20 protein-coding genes and 4 tRNA genes are annotated in these 22,727 nt (G+C 39.9%); 23 read left to right on the plus strand and 1 reads right to left on the minus strand.

The features are described 5' to 3' along the window. The first annotated feature begins 14 nt into the window (after nucleotides 1–14). From mnmG to JOC76_RS15660, 6 genes are all read left to right on the plus strand, one after another. Nucleotides 15–1,904, plus strand: coding sequence for a tRNA uridine-5-carboxymethylaminomethyl(34) synthesis enzyme MnmG (gene mnmG / locus JOC76_RS15635; protein ID WP_205178968.1), 1,890 nt, complete (start codon nucleotides 15–17; stop codon nucleotides 1,902–1,904). Nucleotides 1,905–2,258: 354 nt separating this feature from the next. Next, nucleotides 2,259–2,975, plus strand: a complete 717-nt coding sequence (gene rsmG / locus JOC76_RS15640; RefSeq protein ID WP_205178969.1) for a 16S rRNA (guanine(527)-N(7))-methyltransferase RsmG — start codon at nucleotides 2,259–2,261, stop codon at nucleotides 2,973–2,975. Nucleotides 2,976–3,110: 135 nt separating this feature from the next. Further along, a complete protein-coding gene (noc, locus tag JOC76_RS15645; RefSeq protein ID WP_205178971.1) occupies nucleotides 3,111–3,974 on the plus strand; it encodes a nucleoid occlusion protein in 864 nt (287 codons plus the stop codon). A 252-nt stretch (nucleotides 3,975–4,226) separates the two neighbouring features. Beyond that, nucleotides 4,227–4,988: a ParA family protein gene (locus JOC76_RS15650; protein WP_205178973.1), complete on the plus strand. Its 762-nt coding sequence runs from the start codon at nucleotides 4,227–4,229 to the stop codon at nucleotides 4,986–4,988. Continuing rightward, a complete protein-coding gene (locus JOC76_RS15655; RefSeq protein WP_205178975.1) occupies nucleotides 4,981–5,832 on the plus strand; it encodes a ParB/RepB/Spo0J family partition protein in 852 nt (283 codons plus the stop codon). Before JOC76_RS15650 ends, JOC76_RS15655 begins: the two co-directional genes overlap by 8 nt. A 234-nt stretch (nucleotides 5,833–6,066) precedes the next feature. Continuing rightward, entirely contained in the window at nucleotides 6,067–6,780 is a 714-nt protein-coding gene (locus JOC76_RS15660; RefSeq protein ID WP_205178977.1) for a DUF554 domain-containing protein, read from the plus strand. Nucleotides 6,781–6,813: 33 nt separating this feature from the next. Here the strand turns inward: JOC76_RS15660 and yyaC are convergent, their stop codons facing one another. Then, nucleotides 6,814–7,428, minus strand: coding sequence for a spore protease YyaC (gene yyaC / locus JOC76_RS15665; protein ID WP_205178979.1), 615 nt, complete (start codon nucleotides 7,426–7,428; stop codon nucleotides 6,814–6,816). A gap of 199 nt (nucleotides 7,429–7,627) precedes the next feature. Between yyaC and JOC76_RS15670 the strand changes: the two genes are divergently transcribed. The 17 genes from JOC76_RS15670 (at nucleotide 7,628) to JOC76_RS15750 (ending at nucleotide 22,552) form a co-directional block, all read left to right on the plus strand. Then, nucleotides 7,628–8,512 (plus strand): mechanosensitive ion channel family protein, encoded by an 885-nt coding sequence (locus JOC76_RS15670; protein ID WP_205178981.1) that lies wholly within the window; start codon nucleotides 7,628–7,630, stop codon nucleotides 8,510–8,512. 13 nt (nucleotides 8,513–8,525) lie between these two features. After that, nucleotides 8,526–8,723, plus strand: a complete 198-nt coding sequence (locus JOC76_RS15675; protein ID WP_101650097.1) for a DUF951 domain-containing protein — start codon at nucleotides 8,526–8,528, stop codon at nucleotides 8,721–8,723. A 59-nt stretch (nucleotides 8,724–8,782) separates the two neighbouring features. Continuing rightward, entirely contained in the window at nucleotides 8,783–10,795 is a 2,013-nt protein-coding gene (locus tag JOC76_RS15680) for a molybdopterin-dependent oxidoreductase (protein WP_239557753.1), read from the plus strand. A gap of 264 nt (nucleotides 10,796–11,059) precedes the next feature. Next, complete coding sequence (gene ychF, locus JOC76_RS15685) at nucleotides 11,060–12,160, plus strand: redox-regulated ATPase YchF (protein ID WP_205178985.1); 1,101 nt, start codon at nucleotides 11,060–11,062, stop codon at nucleotides 12,158–12,160. Between the two features lie 250 nt (nucleotides 12,161–12,410). Further along, nucleotides 12,411–12,698, plus strand: a complete 288-nt coding sequence (rpsF, locus tag JOC76_RS15690; RefSeq protein ID WP_098530221.1) for a 30S ribosomal protein S6 — start codon at nucleotides 12,411–12,413, stop codon at nucleotides 12,696–12,698. A 71-nt stretch (nucleotides 12,699–12,769) separates the two neighbouring features. Next, a complete protein-coding gene (ssb, locus tag JOC76_RS15695; RefSeq protein WP_205178987.1) occupies nucleotides 12,770–13,294 on the plus strand; it encodes a single-stranded DNA-binding protein in 525 nt (174 codons plus the stop codon). 48 nt (nucleotides 13,295–13,342) lie between these two features. After that, nucleotides 13,343–13,582, plus strand: coding sequence for a 30S ribosomal protein S18 (gene rpsR / locus JOC76_RS15700; RefSeq protein WP_007088219.1), 240 nt, complete (start codon nucleotides 13,343–13,345; stop codon nucleotides 13,580–13,582). Between the two features lie 121 nt (nucleotides 13,583–13,703). Next, the gene (locus JOC76_RS15705) at nucleotides 13,704–14,648 is read left to right on the plus strand and encodes a YybS family protein (protein ID WP_205178989.1); all 945 of its coding nucleotides are present in this window, start codon (nucleotides 13,704–13,706) and stop codon (nucleotides 14,646–14,648) included. Nucleotides 14,649–14,669: 21 nt separating this feature from the next. Beyond that, nucleotides 14,670–16,643 (plus strand): DHH family phosphoesterase, encoded by a 1,974-nt coding sequence (locus tag JOC76_RS15710; protein ID WP_205178991.1) that lies wholly within the window; start codon nucleotides 14,670–14,672, stop codon nucleotides 16,641–16,643. Next, the gene (gene rplI / locus JOC76_RS15715; RefSeq protein WP_205178992.1) at nucleotides 16,640–17,089 is read left to right on the plus strand and encodes a 50S ribosomal protein L9; all 450 of its coding nucleotides are present in this window, start codon (nucleotides 16,640–16,642) and stop codon (nucleotides 17,087–17,089) included. Before JOC76_RS15710 ends, rplI begins: the two co-directional genes overlap by 4 nt. A 159-nt stretch (nucleotides 17,090–17,248) precedes the next feature. Continuing rightward, complete coding sequence (dnaB, locus tag JOC76_RS15720; protein ID WP_205178994.1) at nucleotides 17,249–18,601, plus strand: replicative DNA helicase; 1,353 nt, start codon at nucleotides 17,249–17,251, stop codon at nucleotides 18,599–18,601. A gap of 179 nt (nucleotides 18,602–18,780) precedes the next feature. After that, nucleotides 18,781–20,073, plus strand: coding sequence for an adenylosuccinate synthase (locus tag JOC76_RS15725; RefSeq protein ID WP_205178996.1), 1,293 nt, complete (start codon nucleotides 18,781–18,783; stop codon nucleotides 20,071–20,073). A 281-nt stretch (nucleotides 20,074–20,354) separates the two neighbouring features. Further along, a tRNA-Lys gene (locus JOC76_RS15730) sits at nucleotides 20,355–20,430 on the plus strand. Between the two features lie 37 nt (nucleotides 20,431–20,467). After that, nucleotides 20,468–20,539: transfer RNA gene (locus JOC76_RS15735), tRNA-Glu, on the plus strand. Nucleotides 20,540–20,603: 64 nt separating this feature from the next. After that, nucleotides 20,604–20,680: transfer RNA gene (locus JOC76_RS15740), tRNA-Asp, on the plus strand. A gap of 7 nt (nucleotides 20,681–20,687) precedes the next feature. After that, nucleotides 20,688–20,760 (plus strand) — tRNA-Phe (locus JOC76_RS15745). Nucleotides 20,761–21,106: 346 nt separating this feature from the next. Then, nucleotides 21,107–22,552, plus strand: coding sequence for a M23 family metallopeptidase (locus JOC76_RS15750; protein WP_205178998.1), 1,446 nt, complete (start codon nucleotides 21,107–21,109; stop codon nucleotides 22,550–22,552). Nucleotides 22,553–22,727 lie beyond the last annotated feature (175 nt).

Here is a 22,727-nt window from a genome sequence, read left to right on the forward strand (position 1 = left end):
AAAGGAGGAAACACATGCAATACGAAGCAGGAAATTTTGACGTCGTTGTTGTTGGCGCAGGTCATGCCGGTTGTGAGGCTGGACTTGCAGCGGCAAGACTTGGCGCAAAAACATTAATGATAACAATTAATTTAGATATGGTGGCTTTTATGCCATGTAACCCATCTGTTGGCGGACCAGCAAAGGGGATCGTTGTACGGGAAATCGACGCACTTGGCGGCGAAATGGGTAAGAATATTGATAAAACTTACATCCAGATGAGAATGTTAAATACCGGCAAAGGACCTGCAGTCAGAGCGTTACGGGCGCAAGCAGATAAATTTGCCTATCAGCATGAAATGAAAAAAACACTCGAAGAAGAACCGAATTTAACCTTGCTTCAGGGAATGGTTGAACAATTGATCGTTGAAGACGGAGTTGTCCAAGGGGTCATGACCAAAACGGGTGCCATTTACCGTTCTAAAACCGTTGTTATTACTACCGGTACCTACCTGCGAGGGGAAATTATTTTAGGAGAATTAAAATACTCAAGCGGTCCGAACAATCAACAGCCGTCCATCAAGCTATCTGAACACTTGGAAGAGCTTGGATTTGAATTAATCCGCTTTAAAACCGGAACACCACCTAGGGTAAACAGCAATACGATTGATTACAGCAAGACAGAAATCCAGCCAGGCGATGATGTTCCTAGAGCTTTTTCATATGAAACAACCAAATACATTACCGATCAGCTTCCATGCTGGTTAACCTATACAAATGATCAAACACATCAAATCATTGATAACAATCTGCATCGTTCACCGATGTTTTCCGGCATGATTAAAGGAACTGGTCCAAGGTACTGTCCATCGATTGAAGATAAGGTGGTTCGTTTCAATGACAAGCCGCGCCATCAAATCTTCTTAGAGCCGGAGGGCAGAAATACACAAGAGGTTTATGTGCAGGGAATGTCAACCAGTTTACCTGAAGATGTACAGCTGAAAATGCTTAAATCAGTGCCTGGATTAGAAAATGCCCAAATGATGAGAGCGGGATATGCCATCGAATATGATGCGATTGTTCCGACACAGTTATGGCCTACTTTAGAGACAAAGGTTATTAAAAATCTCTATACGGCCGGACAAATTAATGGAACAAGCGGTTATGAAGAAGCCGCTGGGCAGGGAGTCATGGCTGGAATCAATGCAGGGTTAAATGCATTAGGCAGAGAAGAATTAATTTTGAGCCGTTCAGATGCTTATATTGGTGTATTAATCGATGATTTGATTACAAAAGGAACGAATGAGCCCTACCGCCTGCTAACTTCACGTGCGGAATATCGTCTGCTGCTGCGTCATGATAATGCCGACCTTCGTTTAACTGAGATCGGACACAAAATTGGTCTCATCCGTGATGACCGCTATGAAGCGTTTGTAGTAAAAAAGGCAGCCATTGAAGCAGAAAAGGAACGATTGCAGTCGATTATCTTAAAACCATCTGCAGAAGTGCAAGCATTAATCCGCAGCATCGGCGGCAGTGAACTGAAAGATGGTATTCGTGCCTCTGATTTATTAAAAAGACCGGAAATGACGTATGAGTTATTAGAAAAACTAACCAAGAGCGATATTCCTTTGGAAGATGACATGAAGGAGCAGGTGGAAATCCAAATCAAATATGAGGGTTATATTGATAAATCCTTACAACAAGTAGAGCGTCTTAAGAAAATGGAAAACAAACGGATTCCTGAAAATATTGATTATGATGCGATTAACGGGCTGGCAACAGAAGCCAAGCAAAAGCTTAAGAAAATTAAACCGGTATCGCTTGCCCAAGCTTCAAGGATTTCCGGAGTTAACCCGGCTGATATTTCCATACTACTTGTCTATCTTGAACAAGGAAGAATTGCTAAAGTTTCGAATGAATAAGAAAAGCGTAAGCGCCTTGGGAAGCCCCGACTAGCACAAGACAAGCCGGCCGAAAGGTTGTTCTTTACCTTTTGGACGGATTGATCTAAATGTGGAGGCGACTGTTCTGGGACTCTAGGCTAAGACGACCACTGTAAGAAGGCGCTTTTTGCCTTCTTCAGGGGGTGGCTTAGACTTCGAGTCCCAAAGAGCCGCAACTGGATAAGCTTGTGACCTCGAGGAGCTAGGCGCTGAAGCTGGACAATTCTCAAAGACTAATGAAAATTTTTAAATTAAATGAATAGCTAGCCGCGGGGCTCTAATAAAAGAGTACCACCGCGGCCATGCTGGATAGTTAGCGAGGAAGATTTGTTAATGAATATCGAACAATTTACGGCGAACCTTCAGGAAAAGGGGATTACTCTTTCCGAAAAACAGCTTGACCAATTTGAAACATATTTTACCACCTTGGTTGAGTGGAACGAAAAAATGAACTTAACGGCAATTACAGAAAAAACAGAAGTATATTTAAAGCATTTTTATGACTCAATTACAGCATCCTTTTATTTTGATTTTTCGAATCCTTTCCATTTATGTGATGTTGGTGCCGGGGCTGGTTTCCCAAGTATTCCATTAAAAATTGTCTTCCCGCATATAGAAGTGACGATTGTAGATTCATTAAACAAACGAATTTCCTTTTTAAATCATCTAACCAATGTCCTAAATTTGGAGCATGTCCATTTGGTTCATGACCGTGCCGAAACCTTTGGTATAAACCCTGCCTATCGAGAAAATTTTGATGTGGTGACAGCACGAGCAGTAGCCAGAATGTCTGTTTTGAGTGAATTTTGTTTGCCATTAGCTAGAGTGGGCGGACATTTTCTTGCCATGAAAGCTTTGCATGCAAAGGATGAATTAGAGGCGGCCCAAAAGGCGATTACAACTCTTGGTGGCAAGTTAGAACAGGTCCATACATTTACGCTGCCAATGGAAGATAGTGAAAGATCAATCTTAATTATTAAAAAAGAAAAGCATACGCCAAAGAAGTATCCGCGAAAGCCTGGTACACCGGCCAAATCGCCCATTGAGTAATGCAGGAGGCTATAGGACTAAAGCTTTCTGATGTTTAAAAAGCGGTACATTTTTACAAAAATAGTCTCCTTAGCAGGAAGAAATTATTTGAATCTAGAATAAATAAAAGGGAGTTTCGTAAAGGTGGTGTTGGGGATGAAGAGTTCATTTACACGCTTTTTTGGCCTCGGCGAAAAGGGAGAGCAAGAGGTTGAGCAAGAGATTGAGCAGGATATAGAACGAGGCGAAGAAATCAAGAAGATACCAATAAATCAAATTATTCCGAACCGATTCCAGCCACGGACGGTATTTGATGAAGACAAGATTGAAGAACTATCTCGTACGATTCATATACATGGAATTATTCAGCCCATTGTCGTTCGGGAGTTTGCTGCCGATAAATTCGAAATAATTGCTGGAGAACGGCGCTGGCGGGCGATGAAAAAGCTTGGCTGGGCAGAAGCACCGGCCATTGTGAAAAACCTTTCGGATACAGAAACCGCATCTGTTGCGCTTATTGAGAATTTACAACGGGAGGAATTATCTCCGATTGAGGAAGCCCTTGCTTATGGAAAGTTGCTTGAACTTCATAATTTGACGCAAGAGGCATTAGCACAGCGTCTGGGAAAAGGTCAGTCAACTGTCGCAAACAAGCTGCGTCTTCTTAAACTGCCTCAACCCGTTCAGGATGCCTTATTAAACAAGGTAATTACGGAGCGTCATGCGCGTGCTCTCATTCCGCTTAAGGATCCAGAAAAACAAGTGGCCTTATTAGCTGAAGTGCTGGAACGTAATTTAAATGTGAAGCAAACGGAAGAACGAGTGGTCCGGCTGCTTGAACAAAAGAATCCACAGCCAAAACCAAAGCGTAAAGCTTTTAGTAAAGATATGCGAATTGCTGTCAATACCATTCGTCAATCCCTTTCCATGGTATCGGACAGTGGGATCAACTTGGATGCAGAAGAAGAAGAATTTGACGAATTTTATCAATTCACCATTCGGATTCCAAAGAAAAAATAATAGTTGAAATGTAGAACCAGACATTTGATGATGTTTGGTTCTTTTTTTGCTAGATTACCAATTTACTTTAACTATCTAGAAAAAATAATCTTAAAGCCATGATGGAAATTTTTTAGAAATAAAGCAACTGCAATTAAAATCATGGTAAAATAAAGGAATGGAAATTTTACTTCCTTTTCCTTATAAGAGATAATTAACATATTTGATAGAATGTAAGATTACTATTTTTAAATTTTTAGGGTAGGTGACAACGTGGGGAAAATCCTTTCAATCGCAAATCAAAAAGGTGGAGTCGGAAAAACGACAACCTCTGTCAACCTAGGTGCCTGCTTAGCTTACATTGGAAAACGGGTCTTACTAGTCGATATTGATCCGCAGGGAAATGCAACAAGCGGAGTTGGTATTGAAAAGGCTGAAGTTGAACAGTGTATATATGATGTGTTAGTAGATGATGTGGAAGCAAAGGATGTTATCAAAACAACATCTGTTGAAAATTTGTATGCTTTGCCAGCTACTATTCAATTAGCAGGAGCCGAAATTGAATTGGTTCCAACGATTTCTAGAGAAGTTCGCTTAAAACGCGCTCTGGGAGAAGTGAAGGATCAGTTTGATTATATAATAATTGATTGTCCGCCTTCATTAGGACTGTTAACATTAAACGCATTAACCGCATCAGACGCGGTATTAATTCCCGTACAATGTGAGTACTATGCATTAGAAGGACTTAGTCAATTATTAAATACAGTCCGACTTGTCCAAAAACATTTAAATCAAGATTTAAAAATTGAAGGCGTATTATTAACCATGCTTGATGCAAGGACTAATTTAGGTCTTCAAGTCATTGAAGAAGTAAAAAAATACTTCCAAGATAAAGTATATAAAACCATTATCCCAAGAAATGTCCGTCTAAGTGAAGCACCAAGCCACGGGGAGCCGATTATTACGTATGATGCCAAATCCCGCGGTGCCGAAGTTTATTTAGATTTAGCGAAGGAAGTGGTCTCAAATGGCTAAAGGTTTAGGAAAAGGACTGAATGCTTTTTTTAATGAAGCAAGTAAGGAAGAAACAGTCCAGGAAATTAAGCTAAAGGAACTTCGTCCAAACCCGTATCAGCCACGAAAAACCTTCCAGCAAGAAACCATTGATGAATTAAGAGATTCCATTATAGAGCATGGAATTCTCCAGCCGATAGTTGTTCGCAAAAGTATCAAAGGTTATGAAATTGTGGTCGGTGAACGCCGTTTCCGTGCTGCTAAAGAGGCAAAGCTTGAAACGATACCGGCTGTTGTGCGTGAGCTGACGGAACAGCAAATGATGGAATTAGCTGTACTAGAAAACTTGCAAAGGGAAGATTTAAACCCAATTGAAGAGGGACAAGCCTATCAAACCTTAATTGAAAAGTTGAAGCTTACTCAGGAAGAGGTTGCCAAGCGGTTAGGTAAAAGTCGTCCGCATATTACGAACCATATCCGCCTCCTTTCTCTCCCTCCTAAAATTCAAGAGTTTATTTCCAACGGGAGTATTTCAATGGGGCACGGTCGTGCATTGCTTGGATTGAGACAAAAAGCAAAGTTGACCGTTCTTGTAGAAAAGGTCATAAATGAAGGTCTAAATGTCCGCCAATTAGAAAAGGTAATTCAGCAGCTAAATGAGAATGTTTCACGTGAAACCAAGAAACCAGAAAAGAAAAAAGATGTATTCCTGCAGCAGCACGAGTATTCTCTTCGTGAACGTTTCGGAACCACTGTAAATATCGTTCAGAATAAGAATAAAGGGAAAATCGAAATCGAATTTTTCTCCCAAGAAGACCTAGAGCGGATTTTAGAAATGCTTGATCACGAAAAAGCTAACTTATAACAGACTCGCCTCCATGGCGAGTTTTTTTATGGTAAGGATATGTTAAACAACATTTTCGTTTTTAAATTCTGTTGATTGAAGCGTAAGGCACTCGCTTCCCGGCACGCCCGCGGAAAGCGAGCGCCTGGAGCGAGAATTATAACATAGCTTAATGAAAAATTCTTTTCATCCATTAGGAAACGTGATAGGTTATATCTATTGTTATTTCGTAAGGCGAATAAAGGAGATAAAAACATGTTTTTACTAGGAACACTTGTTAACGGACTGTTAATCATCATCGGTACTCTCCTTGGCAAACTGTTAAATCGAATACCTGAGGGAATGAAAGTAACCGTCATGCATGCCATTGGACTAGCTGTTATGGTATTAGGTCTACAAATGGGCTTAAAGAGTGATAATTTCCTGATTGTGATTCTCAGTTTAGTATTCGGTGCGATTACCGGAGAAATGCTGAAATTAGAGGATAAATTAAATGATTTAGGTGGTTGGCTAGAGCGGAAAGTTGGCTCGAATGGGAAAGGGAGTATTTCTGAAGGGTTTGTCACCGCGACATTAATATTTGTCATTGGTGCAATGGCCATCATTGGTGCACTTGATAGCGGAATTCGTGGCGACCATTCTGTATTGTATACGAAATCAATCATTGATGGATTTACGGCGTTAATCTTAACAACTACCCTTGGAATAGGTGTTATTTTTTCAGCTGTCCCTGTTGTTCTTTATGAAGGGTTGATTGCTTTATTTGCTACGCAAATTGACCAATTTGTTCCCAAAGAATTAATGAACCAGTTTATTGCAGAAATGACAGCTACTGGCGGTGTGATGATTTTTGCGATTGGTTTAAATCTGACAGGGATCATTAAAATTAAAGTCGCTAACCTCCTGCCAGGAATTGTAGTCACAGGGATGATTGTCACCATTCTCTATTACTATCATCATATGAACTAAGTCAAATTCAAAGAGCAATCAACATGATTGCTCTTAATTTGTTTTTTCATTCTCTGCCCAATCCAACTCAGTCCAATTTCCTCTTTGATAGAGCTGGTTTGCTTGGTAAATTCCTAAGGCAATCGTTTTAGCCATTTTCATGACAAGATTTAATCTGGTATTTTGCAAAACAAAGAATTCCATAAATCCGCTGACATTGACGATTCCTGTAATATGGATGTCACCGACAGCAGGAAGATCCTTGTTTACCCCTGCACCAGGTTTAACGGGCCCATTCCCCACTTGAATTATGCCAACACTTTTCACACGTCCTAAGCAAGCATCGATCCCAATAACATATGGATTGGCGTGAATAGCGTTAATTTCCCGCAGCTTGTCAGCAAGATTAACAGCATGGATAGGCTCATCTAACGTTCCGTAGACGAAAAACGAGTGGAGCTTCTTCTCTTCAAGAAGACTGCCGACTAGCGGACCTAATGAATCCCCTGTAGAGCGGTCTGTCCCAATACAAACAAAGACAATTGGGCGCATTGTTACAAAAGGAATATTCAGGAGTAATTCTCTTGCAAGCCGTTCAGCTGCATTCGAATCATCATGAACAATGCTTACCTTCCCCCTCCTGTCAAAAAGGCTAGTCTTCAAATTCATTTACGTCCACTCCCTAAACCATAATCAGTGTATTATAAAAAACGCTAATGGATTGTTTGCAGCTACTTTTTAAATAGTATACGGAAAATTCCGAAAATCTATACATCCTAGTGGTAAAAAATGAAAATTCATAATGCTATTATCTAAGTAGAAAAATTGTTAAAATAGAGTGGGTAATGACGGTTGAGGAAGGTGTTTTATGAGTATTACTCAAAAAGGAATACAGAAATTGATTGAAAAATACCAAAATGAAGATACATGGTTAAGCATGGGCGAAGGCTTGCTTAAAATTATAGTCATTATGGCCATTGCGAATATTTTGATTCGTATCGGCAAAATGGCGATCCATAACGTTTTTAAAATTAGAAACCTCTCTCCATTGAATACATCCGAACGAAGAGAAGCAACGCTCTCAAAACTGCTTGATAATATCCTAACCTATGTCGTTTATTTTATTGCTTTTATGATGGTTCTTTCCGTACTAGGAATTGATGTGAAAGCACTTATTGCTGGAGCTGGGGTGGTTGGCTTGGCAGTTGGTTTTGGTGCCCAGAGCCTGGTAAAAGACGTCATTTCTGGTTTCTTCATTATTTTTGAGGATCAGTTTTCCGTCGGTGACCATGTTCGAATCGGACAGTTTGAAGGGGACGTTCAAGCGATAGGATTACGAACGACTAAACTAAAAAGCGGGACTGGTGAAGTTCATATTTTACCTAACGGAACGATTCAAGAAGTAACGAATTTTTCACTTAATAACAGTTTAGCGATTATAGATGTGGGCATCTCATATGAAGAAGATATTGAAAAGGCTGAGAGGGTAATTAGGGATTTACTTGAAAAAATGCCAGAAAAATATGAGGAATTGGTTCGAGAACCTGATTTTTTAGGGATTCAAAACTTTGGGCCTTCTGAGGTAATATTAAGAATAGTTGCAGAAACGCTGCCAATGCAGCATAATGCGGTATCTAGAAAAATACGTAAGGATATCAAACTTTCATTAGATGAGCATGGAATTGAAATCCCATATCCACGGATGGTTATGTATTCGAAGGATAATGGAAACATAAAAGAATCAAGTGTTTAAGGGGGACAAACAGATGGAAGAAAAAGAATTTGCCCTAAACGACGTTGTGGAAATGAAGAAACAGCATCCATGCGGGACGAACCGCTGGAAAATTATTCGGATGGGAATGGATGTCCGTATTAAATGTGAAGGATGCGGTCATAGCGTCTTAATCCCAAGAAAAGAGTTTTCAAGAAAAATGAAGAAGATTTTAGTTAAGCATGAAGGATAATGTTTCATGCTTCTTTTTTTTAAAAGCAGTGGCTATATGGTCTAATGGGGGTGGACAATTTGGCAGAAATACGAAAGACAGCATGTCCGTTGAATTGCTGGGACAGCTGCGGTTTTAAGGTAACCGTAGAAGATGGTAAGGTAATTAGAGTTGAGGGTGACGAGACACATCCGATTACAAGGGGAAAAATCTGTGGCCGAGGTCGTATGCTCGAGAAAAGGGCTAATTCAAAGCAAAGGTTACTGCATCCGCTGAAAAAGATTAATGAGGAATTTATTCAAATCTCTTGGGAGCAGGCGCTCGATGAAATAGCTGAAAGGTTTCGTGGAATTAAAGAAAAGTACGGATCAACGGCCGTTTTGCATAGCCATGATTATGCCAATAATGGGATCCTCAAAAACTTAGACCAGCGCTTCTTTAATGGTTATGGCGGTGTCACACAAGTTTACGGTTCGCTCTGCTGGGGTGCAGGGATTGAGGCCCAAAAGTGGGACTTTGGCAATGCCTACAGCCATGAACCAGATGATCTTATCAACAGTAAAAATATTATTATCTGGGGACGAAATGTTGCTCGGACCAATATGCATTTATTTGAAAGATTGCTAGAGGCAAAAAGACAAGGGGCAGCCATTTATGTCATTGACCCCTTATATAACCCCATTGCCAAACATGCGGATGAATTCATAACGGTTAAGCCAGGGATGGACGGAATTTTAGCAGCTGGAATTATGAAGGAGATTCTCCGTCTTGGTTTAGAGGATCGGGAGTTTATTGAACATTCCACACATGGCTTTAAAGATTTAGTCGATCTCCTTGAAGGTATTTCCTTGGAAAAGGTTAGTGAAATGACAGAGGTTTCCTGTGAAACTATTACTCACTTAGCTTATGTATACAGCAGCAAACCTACCGCTACCTATATGGGGCTAGGAATGCAACGATATAAAAATGGCGGCAATACCATTCGCCTAATTGATGCTCTAGTGGCGATTAGTGGCAATATTGGGATACCTGGCGGCGGTGCGAACTATGCAAATCTCCAGGTCGGCCAAAGCTTTGCCTTTGCTGAGTTAACTAATGCAGATCGAAAACGGGAAAACCGTCAATTTTCCATGATGAAGCAAGCGGAGGAGATTTTAACAGCCGCGAATCCCGCAATCCAAATGATTGTCGTGACATGTGGTAATCCGCTTACCCAAGTACCGGATACCAACATAGTGAGAAAGGCTTTTTCTTCTGTTCCAACAGTAGTGGTTTTTGAGCAATTTATGACGGATAGTGCATTATTAGCTGATTATGTCCTTCCAATCACCACTGTTTTTGAGGAAGAAGATTTCTATTATTCATCCATGTATCACCATTATATCAACTATGGTCCCCAACTTGTGGATGCACCTGGGGAAGCTCAATCAGACCTTTGGGTTTGGACACAGCTCGCAGAAAGACTTGGCTTTGGCGAAGATTTTGCTTTTACAAGAGATGAATGGTTAAAAATGACCCTAAAACCACTTGAAAGTGCAGGCATAACATTAGAAAAATTAAAAGACCAGCATACGCTTGAACTGCCGGTAGACAAAGTCCCATGGTCTGACCATAAATTTCAAACACCTACAGGTAAATTTGAATTTACTTCCCTGCAAGGGCAGATAAAGGGTTTAAACGGATCATTAACATTAGCTGTGCCAGATGAATCGAAATGGAATAATCCTTCGCTTTTTAAGGAATATCCCTATCAGTTATTGACCATTCATCCGCTGCGGTCAAACCATTCACAGAATTACCATCTATTAGGCGAGCATCTCAAACTAAAAATAGAAATTGCACCAAACATTGCCGAAGAACATGGATTTTCTAATGGTGACTATGTGAGAGTTTGGAATGAACGCGGTGAAGTAAAAGGATATATTTCTGTTTTAGTGAAGGCACATCCTAACACCATTAATATCGATGAAGGGGTTTGGAAGAGATTCGGTGGTTCCGTCAATCAACTGACCCCGAGCGGTGAATCCGATAATGGCCTGGGCAGTACACTTTATGATTGTCTTGTAAACCTTGAAAAAATAATAACAAACTAAATCTCCGTTAGAAAAGCGGCAGTTGTAATTTTTATTATAGTTGCCTTATAATTGTGAGAGGCTTTTGAATATAATTTGATCTAATATTATTAATGATGTCTAGCTCCAGCGTCCAGCGGCTAGTGTACTAGCCCTCTCCTCCTCTACGATAAGTCAACATCGGATCGCTTCCGCTCTCCGTGTTTCCTTTATCTCAGTCGGAGAGTTCTAGTCCATACGCCGCTAAACGGACGCTTGCGCTTTTCTTGATAGGAGTGAACGTGAATGGCTTTAACAGCTGGTATTGTCGGTTTGCCGAACGTTGGTAAATCTACATTATTTAATGCAATTACACAGGCAGGAGCGGAATCAGCGAATTATCCCTTCTGTACAATTGACCCGAACGTAGGGATTGTAGAAGTACCGGACCATCGCCTGCAAAAACTAACTGAACTTGTCCAACCTAAAAAGACAGTTCCAACAGCATTTGAATTTACGGATATTGCTGGGATTGTAAAGGGTGCAAGTAAAGGTGAAGGACTTGGAAACAAGTTTCTATCACATATTCGTCAAGTAGATGCCATTTGTCAGGTTGTCCGCTGTTTTGCAGATGAAAACATTACCCACGTATCAGGTAAGGTCGACCCAATTGATGATATTGAAACCATCAACCTTGAGTTAATTCTGGCTGATATGGAATCAGTCGAAAAGCGTATTAGCCGTGTGGAAAAATTGGCTAAGCAAAAAGATAAAGATGCGGCTGCTGAGTTCGAAGTACTTTCAATGCTTCGCGATGCTTTTGAAGCAGAGAAACCAGCTCGTACAGTTGATTTCACCGACGAACAGATGAAATTAGTTAAGGGGCTGCATCTTTTAACAATTAAGCCAGTTCTTTATGTAGCAAATGTTAGTGAAGATGATGTTGCAGATCCATCAGATAATGAATATGTTCAAAAGGTACGTGAATTCGCTGCCCAGGATAATGCTGAAGTGATTGTGATCTGTGCAAAAATTGAAGAGGAAATCGCTGAACTCGAAGGCGAAGAAAAGGCAATGTTCCTTTCAGAGCTAGGGATTGAAGAGTCAGGTTTGGACCAATTAATTCGTGCAGCATACAGCTTGCTTGGTTTAGCTACTTACTTCACAGCAGGTGTACAGGAAGTTCGTGCTTGGACATTCAGAAAAGGAATGAAAGCCCCGCAATGTGCTGGAGTCATTCACTCTGATTTTGAACGTGGATTTATCCGAGCGGAAACAGTTTCATTTGATGACCTGTTAGCAGCTGGAAGCCACAATGCTGCAAAAGAAGCAGGAAAAGTCCGCCTAGAAGGTAAGGAATACGAAGTAAAAGACGGCGACGTCATCCACTTCCGCTTTAACGTTTAATAACAAAAAAGCTCTGCATACTGCAGAGTTTTATTTATTTTGGTAATTTTAGTTAATTAATTTAGGTGATTGTAGCGGAAATCAACTCAACGATTTCATTATTTCAAAAAGCAAATCAATGAATAAAAATGGCTTTCCTGTGAAGCTCGTTGCATTTTCATTTTGAGTGTGCTATAATTTCAACTTGTGAGTAATTAAATAATTGCTCCTTGCCCATTCGGGCCGTTTAGACCAAAAGGAGGTGACTGTGATGAATAAGTACGAAATCATGTACATCATCCGCCCAAATATTGAAGATGAAGCTAAGAAGGCTCTTGTAGAGCGTTTTAACACAATTCTTCTTGAAAACGGTGCGGAAACTGCTGAAACAAAAGATTGGGGTAAGCGCCGTCTAGCATACGAAATCAACGATTTCCGTGACGGATACTACGAAATCGCTAAAACTACATCTTCAGCTGCTGCAGTACAAGAATTTTCTCGTCTTGCAAAGATCAGCGAAGATATCATTCGCCATATCGTAATTAAAGAAGAAGCTTAAGATTTATATATATTTCTTGGTCAAGTTGTTCCACGTGGAACATATTGCCAAAATAAAAGGAGTTGATTCTGATGATGAATCGTGTCGTTCTTGTTGGCCGATTAACAAAAGATCCAGATTTGCGTTATACACCAAATGGGGTTCCTGTTGCTACTTTTACTCTAGCTGTTAACCGTCCATTTTCTAGCCAGTCAGGTGAGCGTGAAGCAGACTTTATTAACTGTGTTGTTTGGCGTAAACCAGCTGAAAATGTGGCCAATTTCTTGAAAAAAGGTAGTCTAGCAGGTGTTGATGGCCGGATTCAAACGCGCAACTATGAAGGACAAGATGGTAAACGTGTATACGTTACAGAGGTTCAAGCGGAAAGTGTTCAATTTCTAGAGCCTAAGTCGTCTTCTGGTGGTGGCGGTAGAAGCAACAACGATTATTATGGTGCTCCTCCTATGGAACCACAAGGTAACCCATACGGCAGCAGCAATCAGAATCAACGTCCAAACCAAAATCAAAATCAAAATAAAGGTTTTACTCGTATGGATGATGATCCATTTGCCGGATCTGGTCAAATTGACATCTCTGATGATGATCTCCCATTCTAAGATAAAACCTTATGAAATTTACTTTTAACAATAAAGGAGGGAATTTTCATGGCAGGAGGACGTAAAGGCGGTCGCGCAAAGCGTCGTAAAGTGTGCTATTTCACAGCAAATGGCATTACTCGCATCGATTATAAAGATGTAGATTTACTTAAAAAATTCATCTCTGAGCGTGGAAAGATTTTACCACGTCGTGTAACTGGTACTAGCGCTAAATACCAACGTAAACTAACAGTTGCAATCAAACGTGCACGTCAAATGGCATTACTACCATTCGTGGCTGGTGAATAATAAATATGTCTAAAAAGACAGTAAGGACACTCCTTACTGTCTTTTTTCTTACTCCATAAGTTGTATCAAAACAAGTTAGTGGCTAAAATAAAGAGATAGATTTAATTTATGAGGTGTTGAAGTGAAAAATGTCCGCAGTCTAACGGAAGGTGCTATTCTTTTAGCAGCCTTTGCTGTCTTTTTATTAATAACGATCTACATCCCCCCTTTGAGTGTGATTAGTGTCTTTTTCCTGCCGCTCCCATTTATAATGTATTCAGCTAAATACAGCCTGAAAAATATTGCTGTTTTTTTTATTGCAGCCATCATTATTTCATTTATTACTAGTTCCTTGCAGGGACTGGGTTTAATGGCACTTTTTGGAGCTGCTGGTGCAGTTATGGGTTATATGACGCAAAAAACAAAAAGTCGATCTGCTATTTTAATGGGTGGTACGCTCATTTTTATAGCAGGTTTAGTCATTTCATATGTCGTACTCGTGACGTTTATGAACATTAACTTTATTCAAGAATTTAAAACGATGATGGACCAATCAATGCAGCAATCTCAGGATATGTTAAAGGTAATAGGAAACAAAGAGCAGATGAAACTCTTGCAGGAGCAAAATGCCAATTTAATTAAAAACATTCAAGAGCTAGCACCAGCTTATTTAATAACGGTGGCAGTTGTTTATGCTTTAATTACCCAGTGGATTTGTTTTCCAATTGTTAAAAGGTTTGGTATTGGGGTTCCATCTTGGGGGAAGTTTAGAAATCTTAGCTTGCCTAAAAGCCTATTATGGTTCTATTTAGCGGCATTAGGCGGATACTTATTATTTAGACCTGAAGAAGGAACCTATTTATACTTAGTCATCGTTAATGCCAGATTTATTTTAGAATTGTTATTATTGCTTCAGGGATTAGCTTGTTTACTTTATATTCTTCATCAACGCTCGATTGGCAAAGGAGTTGCGGTGTTCGTTGTAATTCTATCTTTCATCCTACCAATTGTTCATTATATAATAAGTGTATTGGGCATAGCAGATTTAGGTTTTGATTTTAGAAAACGGTTTGAAAAAAAAGAGTAAAACGTCAAGGAGCTGAAGACTTTGCCTGCATTTTTTGAAAAGCGGTCAATTCGTTACCCTTTTTATGGGCTAATTGGCGTTACTATGATCCTGCTTGTCATCCTGTATTTGTACAATTGGATATTAAGTGTAGCCGGTCTTTTATTAATGTTAGTACCCCTCTACTTTATGTTTGTCATTGATCGTCGCGAGCGAAAAGAAATGGAGGAGTACATCTCGACACTGTCATACAGGGTCAAGAAGGTGGGCGAAGAAGCCCTGATGGAAATGCCAATCGGGATTATGCTCATCAATGAAGAATATTATATTGAGTGGACCAATCCCTATCTTACTTCTTGTTTTGATGAAGTTAAGTTGGTAGGCCGATCACTTTATGATGTTGCTGATGCGATGATTCCTTTAATTAAACAAGAAGTAGAAACAGAAATTGTCACCCTTCATGGACGGAAGTTTAAGGTAGTTCATAAACGAGAGGAACGGCTGTTATATTTCTTTGATGTAACCGAGCAAACCGAAATCGAGAAAAAGTATCAGGATGATCGAACCGCTATTGCGACTATTTTCCTTGATAATTATGATGATCTTACACAGGGTATGGATGACCAAATGCGCGGGAGCATTAATAATTTAGTGACTTCAATCCTAAATAAATGGGCCCAAGATAATGGAATTTATTTGAAACGGGTTTCCTCAGAGCGCTTTATTGCCGTATTTAGTGAAAGAATCCTTCGTATTTTGGAAAATGGGAAGTTTACTATTCTTGATGAAGTGAGGGAAATGACCCCAAAACAAAATGTTAGCTTTACTTTGAGCATTGGCGTCGGTACAGGTGTATCCTCCCTGCCCGAATTAGGTGCCTTAGCTCAATCTAGCCTTGACCTAGCATTGGGTAGGGGCGGTGATCAGGTAGCAATTAAACTGCCAAACGGGAAAGTAAAATTTTATGGCGGTAAAACGAATCCTGTTGAGAAACGGACCAGAGTAAGAGCCCGGGTCATCTCCCATGCACTAAGGGATTTAATTATAGCCAGTGATAAGGTCATTATTATGGGGCATAAGAACCCTGATATGGATTCAATTGGATCAAGTATTGGTATCTATAAAGTCGCTCAAATGAACCAGAAGGAAGCCTATATTGTCGTTAATATGCAGGGGATAGACAGCGGCGTCAAACGGTTAATGGAGGAAATCAAGCATCAAGAAACCTTGTATTCTTATTTTATTGATCCGGAGCTCGCCCTTGAAATTGCTACAGATAAAACATTATTGGTGATTGTTGACACACATAAGCCTTCAATGGTGATTGAGGAGCGATTATTAAATAAAATAGACCATGTAGTCGTCATTGACCATCACCGCCGTGGAGAAGAATTTATTGCAAGCCCTCTACTTGTCTATATGGAGCCATATGCCTCCTCAACGGCAGAGCTGGTAACAGAATTTTTGGAATATCAGCCTAAACGGAGTAAAATTGAAATGATTGAGGCGACTGCTCTTCTAGCTGGTATCATTGTCGATACAAAAAGCTTTACCTTAAGAACCGGTTCACGGACCTTTGATGCTGCATCTTATTTACGTGCACATGGAGCTGATACCATTCTTGTTCAAAAATTCTTGAAAGAAGACATCGATACCTATATCAAACGGTCCAAGTTAATTGAATCGGTTTCCTTTTACCGTGAAGGGATTGCGATTGGTAAAGGATCAGAACAGGAATTATATGATCAAGTTATTATCGCTCAGGCTGCGGACACCTTATTAGCCATGGATCGGGTCGTAGGTTCCTTTGTTATCGCTAAAAGAGAAGAAGGCGTTATTGCCATTAGTGCTAGGTCACTGGGGAATATCAATGTACAAGTGATTATGGAAAGTTTGAAGGGCGGCGGTCATTTAACAAATGCAGCAACCCAACTGACGGGACTGTCAATTGACGAAACAGAGGTTCAATTGAGGCTTGCCATTGATGAATATTTTGAAGGAGTGAAAAAAGAATGAAAGTTATTTTTTTGAAGGATGTTAAAGGGAAAGGTAAAAAAGGTGAAGTTAAAAATGTAGCCGATGGCTATGCACATAACTTTTTAATTAAACAAGGATTAGCAATTGAAGCTAATAATGCAAACGTGAGTACCCTTGATGCACAAAAGAAAAAGGAAGAAAAATTAGCTGCACAAGAGCTTGAGGAAGCTAAGAAGCTGAAAGAAGTAGTAGATAAAACAACAGTTGAACTAACTGCTAAGGCCGGTGAAGGCGGCAGATTATTTGGTTCCATTACAACAAAGCAAATTGCCGAGGAACTACAAAAGAAACATGGCATTAAAATTGATAAACGTAAAATGGAATTAGCTGATGCCATTCGGACATTAGGGCATACAAAGGTACCAGTAAAACTTCATCATGATGTGACTGCAACGTTAACGGTTTCAGTTACGGAAATTAAATAAGGTGAAAATTTGCCAGTACGAAAGTAACAACAAACATGATAAAATGATTGAGTAGTAATTCATGGTGATCGGTTAAGGCTGGTCACTTTTTTCTTTTAGCGATATGATATTTTTATATAGCTTTTAACTAATCCTTCTAGGCTAGGAGGTTTTTTATAAATGGATAATGTATTAGCGGATCGAATGCCGCCACAAAATATTGAAGCTGAACAAGCCGTACTTGGGGCCATCTTTTTAGAGCCCTCTGCTTTGACTCTAGCATCAGAAATGTTGATTCCCGAAGACTTTTACCGTGCCTCTCACCAGAAAATTTTCAATGTAATGCTGGAGTTAAATGATCAAGGGAAAGCTGTTGACGTTGTGACTGTTACAGCTGAACTTGCAGCTGCTAAATTGATTGAGGATATCGGCGGTGTCAGCTATTTAAATGAATTGTCTAACTCTGCACCGACAGCCGCCAATATAGAGTATTATGCTAAAATAGTAGAAGAAAAGTCCTTACTGAGACGATTAATACGGACCGCCACAAATATCGCGTCAGATGGCTATTCTCGTGAAGATGAAGTAGATGCTCTTTTAAGTGAAGCGGAAAAAAGTATTATGGAAGTGGCACAAAGGAAAAATGCAGGTGCTTTCCATGATATAAAAGATGTCCTTGTCCGTACGTATGACAATATTGAGGAAATGCATAAGCGCGTAGGCGAAATCACAGGAATATCGACAGGATTTGCGGAATTGGATAGAATGACTGCCGGGTTCCAGCGCAATGACTTAATTATTGTTGGTGCACGTCCATCTGTAGGTAAAACAGCCTTTGCCTTAAACATCGCTTCCAATGTTGCGATTAAAACGGGTGAAAATGTTGCGATCTTCAGTCTTGAGATGGGTGCGGAACAACTTGTTATGCGTATGCTCTGTTCGGAGGGGAATATTGATGCTCAAAGGCTTCGTACCGGGAGCTTGACGGATGAAGACTGGGGCAAACTAACAATGGCAATGGGTGCCCTTTCGAATTCAGGTATCTTTATTGACGATACACCTGGGGTAAGAATCAGTGATATTCGTTCAAAATGCCGCCGGCTTCAGCAGGAGCATGGTTTAGGCATGATTCTAATTGATTACTTGCAGCTGATTTTAGGAAGCGGACGTTCAGGTGAAAACCGTCAGCAGGAAGTTTCCGAAATTTCACGTTCCCTTAAACAATTAGCACGTGAATTGAAAGTCCCTGTAATTGCTCTTTCACAGCTTTCCCGTGGTGTGGAGCAGCGTCAAGATAAGCGTCCAATGATGTCAGATATTCGTGAATCGGGTAGTATTGAGCAGGATGCTGATATCGTGGCGTTCTTATATCGTGATGACTACTATGACAAGGAATCAGAGAATAAAAATATTATCGAAATCATTATTGCTAAGCAGCGTAACGGTCCAACCGGTACCGTAGCATTAGCTTTTGTAAAGGAATATAATAAGTTCGTCAACCTTGAGACCCGTTATGAGCCTCCAGGTGCGTAGTTTGTAAAAGGATTAGCCTTATTTGGCTAATCCTTTTACTATTTTAGTAGATTAATATATATACGAACGTATTTTTCTAACATTCTTAGAAATGTTCGTGTTTTATTGACTTTAGTGGGCTAAAATTGATAAACTATGTATAGATTAAATAAGAACCAGAATTTTCGGAGGTGCCATTCATGTCATCAGTAGTGGTTGTTGGAACACAATGGGGAGACGAAGGAAAAGGGAAAATTACCGATTTCCTTTCTGAGAATGCAGAAGTAATTGCCCGTTATCAAGGTGGAAACAATGCTGGACACACCATCAAATTTAACGGAGAAACGTACAAGTTACATTTGATTCCGTCTGGAATTTTTAATAAAGATAAAATTAGTGTTATCGGTAATGGGATGGTTGTTGATCCAAAAGCACTTGTAGCAGAGCTTGCTTATTTACATGAAAAGGGTGTAACTACGGATAATCTCAGGATCAGTAACCGTGCTCATGTCATTCTCCCTTACCATTTAAAATTAGATGAAGTAGAAGAGTTACGTAAGGGTGATAATAAAATTGGTACAACGAAGAAGGGAATCGGCCCAGCCTATATGGATAAAGCTGCCCGCGTAGGTATTCGGATTGCCGATTTGCTTGATCGTGAAATTTTTGAAGAAAAATTAGAACAGAATCTTGCTGAGAAAAATCGCTTATTTGAACGTATTTATGAAACAGAAGGCTTCAAAAAGGAAGATATTCTAGACGAATACTTTGAATACGGACAACAAATTGAGAAATATGTTTGTGATACATCTGTTGTTTTAAATGATGCTCTTGATGAAGGCAAACGTGTCTTATTTGAAGGTGCACAAGGGGTTATGCTTGATATTGACCAAGGTACATATCCATTTGTTACCTCTTCAAACCCTGTTGCAGGCGGAGTAACAATTGGTTCTGGTGTGGGTCCTTCTAAAATTACGCATGTAGTAGGTGTTTGTAAAGCATATACCTCTCGTGTAGGAGATGGTCCATTCCCAACGGAATTAAATAATGAAATTGGAAATCGCATTCGTGAAGTGGGCCGTGAGTACGGTACAACAACAGGCCGTCCTCGTCGTGTAGGCTGGTTTGACAGTGTTGTTGTGCGCCATGCTCGTCGTGTCAGCGGATTAACGGATTTGTCTCTTAACTCAATTGATGTGTTAACAGGGATTGAAACGTTAAAAATTTGTACAGCATATCGTTATAACGATAAAGTTATTACGGAATATCCAGCGAATTTACGAATTTTATCACAGTGTGAGCCAATTTATGAGGAACTTCCTGGCTGGACTGAGGATATTACTGGCGTGAAATCATTGGATGAACTTCCGGTTAATGCCCGTCATTATGTAGAGCGTGTTACACAGCTGACAGGAGTTCCATTAACCACCTTCTCCGTCGGACCAGACCGCGTGCAAACAAATGTTGTCCGCAGCCCTTGGAGACAAATCTAAAGAGTAATTAGAGTCCTCTTTTGAGGGCTCTAAATTTTTTTGAAAAAACTTTTTAAAAAAGTATTGCATTTAAGATTACATCCATGCTATTATAAAAAGCGTCGTCACAATATGACAAAAAAATTGTAAGAAAAATACGAGCCATTAGCTCAGTTGGTAGAGCACGATCGAATAAGCTTCACTGAAACAGCATCAGGGCACACGCCGAGCTGTTGCTTGAATAAGCTTACTGAGGCGTGGGCATCCGGCGAAACGCAAAGTTTAGGGAACATTATTTTTACGAGCCATTAGCTCAGTTGGTAGAGCATCTGACTTTTAATCAGAGGGTCGAAGGTTCGAGTCCTTCATGGCTCACCAAAGTTTTTTGCATCAGCAAAATAACTTTCAATAATATGGCCCCTTGGTCAAGCGGTTAAGACACCTCCCTTTCACGGAGGTAACACGGGTTCGAGTCCCGTAGGGGTCATGGCTTTTGATTGTCAGCAAGTGACTGGCAAGGACGGTTTCCTTGCTGATGATCAATTTAATCTGGTCTGGTAGTTCAGTTGGTTAGAATGCCTGCCTGTCACGCAGGAGGTCGCGGGTTCGAGTCCCGTCCAGACCGCCACTAAGTTGGCTCAGTAGCTCAGTCGGTAGAGCAAAGGACTGAAAATCCTTGTGTCGGCGGTTCGATTCCGTCCTGAGCCATTCAAAAAGAAGCTTGCACATGCAGCTTCTTTTTTTCTTTTTAACACAATAATCAATCCTCGGAGCCACTTCTTATACTACTACCTCCGCCCTAGCGATTCCTTATAAAATAAGGAAGTTTCCCCCATCAAGGCAAAAAATTCGACAAATAGCATATGAAAATATAACCAGTATATGTCGTAAAAATGTAAAAAGTGTCAACCTTTATACATTTATGTTACAGTCTTAAGACTATTAAACTATTTAAATAAAACTATGTTAAATTAGTAGAGGTTTAAAAATAAAGAATACTTTACTAGACATACATACAGCACAAACAGGGTTTACCGGGGGTTAGGAGGAAATAATGTTATTTACAAAGAAAAGCTCTAAGTCAAATAAATTCTTGTTGTTAAAAACAACCGTTATCACGGCGATGGCTGCATCGGTTATAGCCTTTAGTAATGGTCCAATTGCCTTTGCTTTTACACCATCCAAAATCTATCATGTTTATTTAAATGGCACCTATATAGGCAACGTCACAGATAAGACCGTAGTAAATAAGCTAATTGCTGAAAAAGTAGACATGGCTAAGAAATCGTTTACAAATTTAAATTTGAAGATTGAGCCGCAAGTACAGTACATAGCTGAACAGGCTTTTAATTCAACAGCGAATAATAATGAAACAGTGCAAAACTTTAATCAAATCTTCCAGCTAGAAGCGGAATCTACAGCGATCGTCATTGCTGGGTCACCAGTCGTTTATCTGGATAATAAAGACTCTGCCAAGGAAGTTATAAAAAAGCTCAAGCTTCAATATGTATCTGAAGCACAACTAAATGAGCTCGAGGCTAGAAAAGCGCAAAAGGATGCAGCGCTGCCGCCTCTACAAGAAAATCAAACTCGTCTTTTAGATGTACGTTTATCAAAAGACATTTCCATCGAGGAGGAAAATGTAACACCTGAGAAAATAATGACCGCTGATGCCGCTGTAGCTTTTTTACAAAAGGGTACTTTAGAAGAAAAAAAATATAGAGTCGCAGCTGGCGATGCACTTGAAACGATTGCCCACAACTATGGTTTGAAAGAGAATGAGCTAGAAGCCATAAACCCTGGTTTAACAGCTAATAGTGTATTAAATGTTGGTCAAGAAATAAATGTCACGGTACCAAAACCGTTCATTGAGGTAATAGTGGATAAAGAGGTTAAGCAAGAGGAAGTAATTCCTTTTACGAATCAAATTGAGGAAGACTCCTCTCTACCTAAGGATGAAACAAAAGAAAAGCAAGCTGGCAAAAATGGATCTCGTTCCGTTACCTATCAAATTTCCGAACAAAATGGCGTAACCGTTAAAAAAGAACAGTCCAATGAGCAAATCTTATCACAGCCCGTTAATCATATTGTGGTTAAAGGAACAAAGGTAATTCCTTCCCGCGGCGATGGAAGTTTTGCCTGGCCAACAGTCGGAGGCTATATATCTTCCAAACTAGGCATGCGCTGGGGCAAAATGCATAAAGGAATTGATATTGCCAGACCTAGCAATAAGACCATAAAGGCAGCTGATAATGGAGTAGTGGTTTTTGCTGGGTGGAGCAACAGTTATGGAAATAAAATTATCATTGACCACCAAAATGGTTTCCAGACCCTTTACGGTCATATGTCTTCCTTAAATGTCAAAGTAGGACAAACTGTATCAAAAGGTACAGCTATCGGCATTATGGGAGCAACTGGTGATGCTACTGGAGTCCATCTTCATTTCGAAGTATATAAAAATGGAAGTCTGGTCAACCCACTGGATTATATACACCAATAATACTTTGAGTCTCTAGTATACAACTAGAGGCTCTTCTGTTTTGGATTAATTTATAATTATTGTAAAAGAATGTTATACCAAACTTACCAATTGCTGCTTTTAGATGAATTTCCACTGATAAAATGGTAAAGTAAAATAGATTAGGTATGACTTCTAAAGCCTTTTAATTGAATCA

The sequence above is a fragment of the Neobacillus cucumis genome (assembly GCF_016908975.1).
GTDB classification, from domain to species: Bacteria; Bacillota; Bacilli; order Bacillales; family Cytobacillaceae; genus Neobacillus; species Neobacillus cucumis.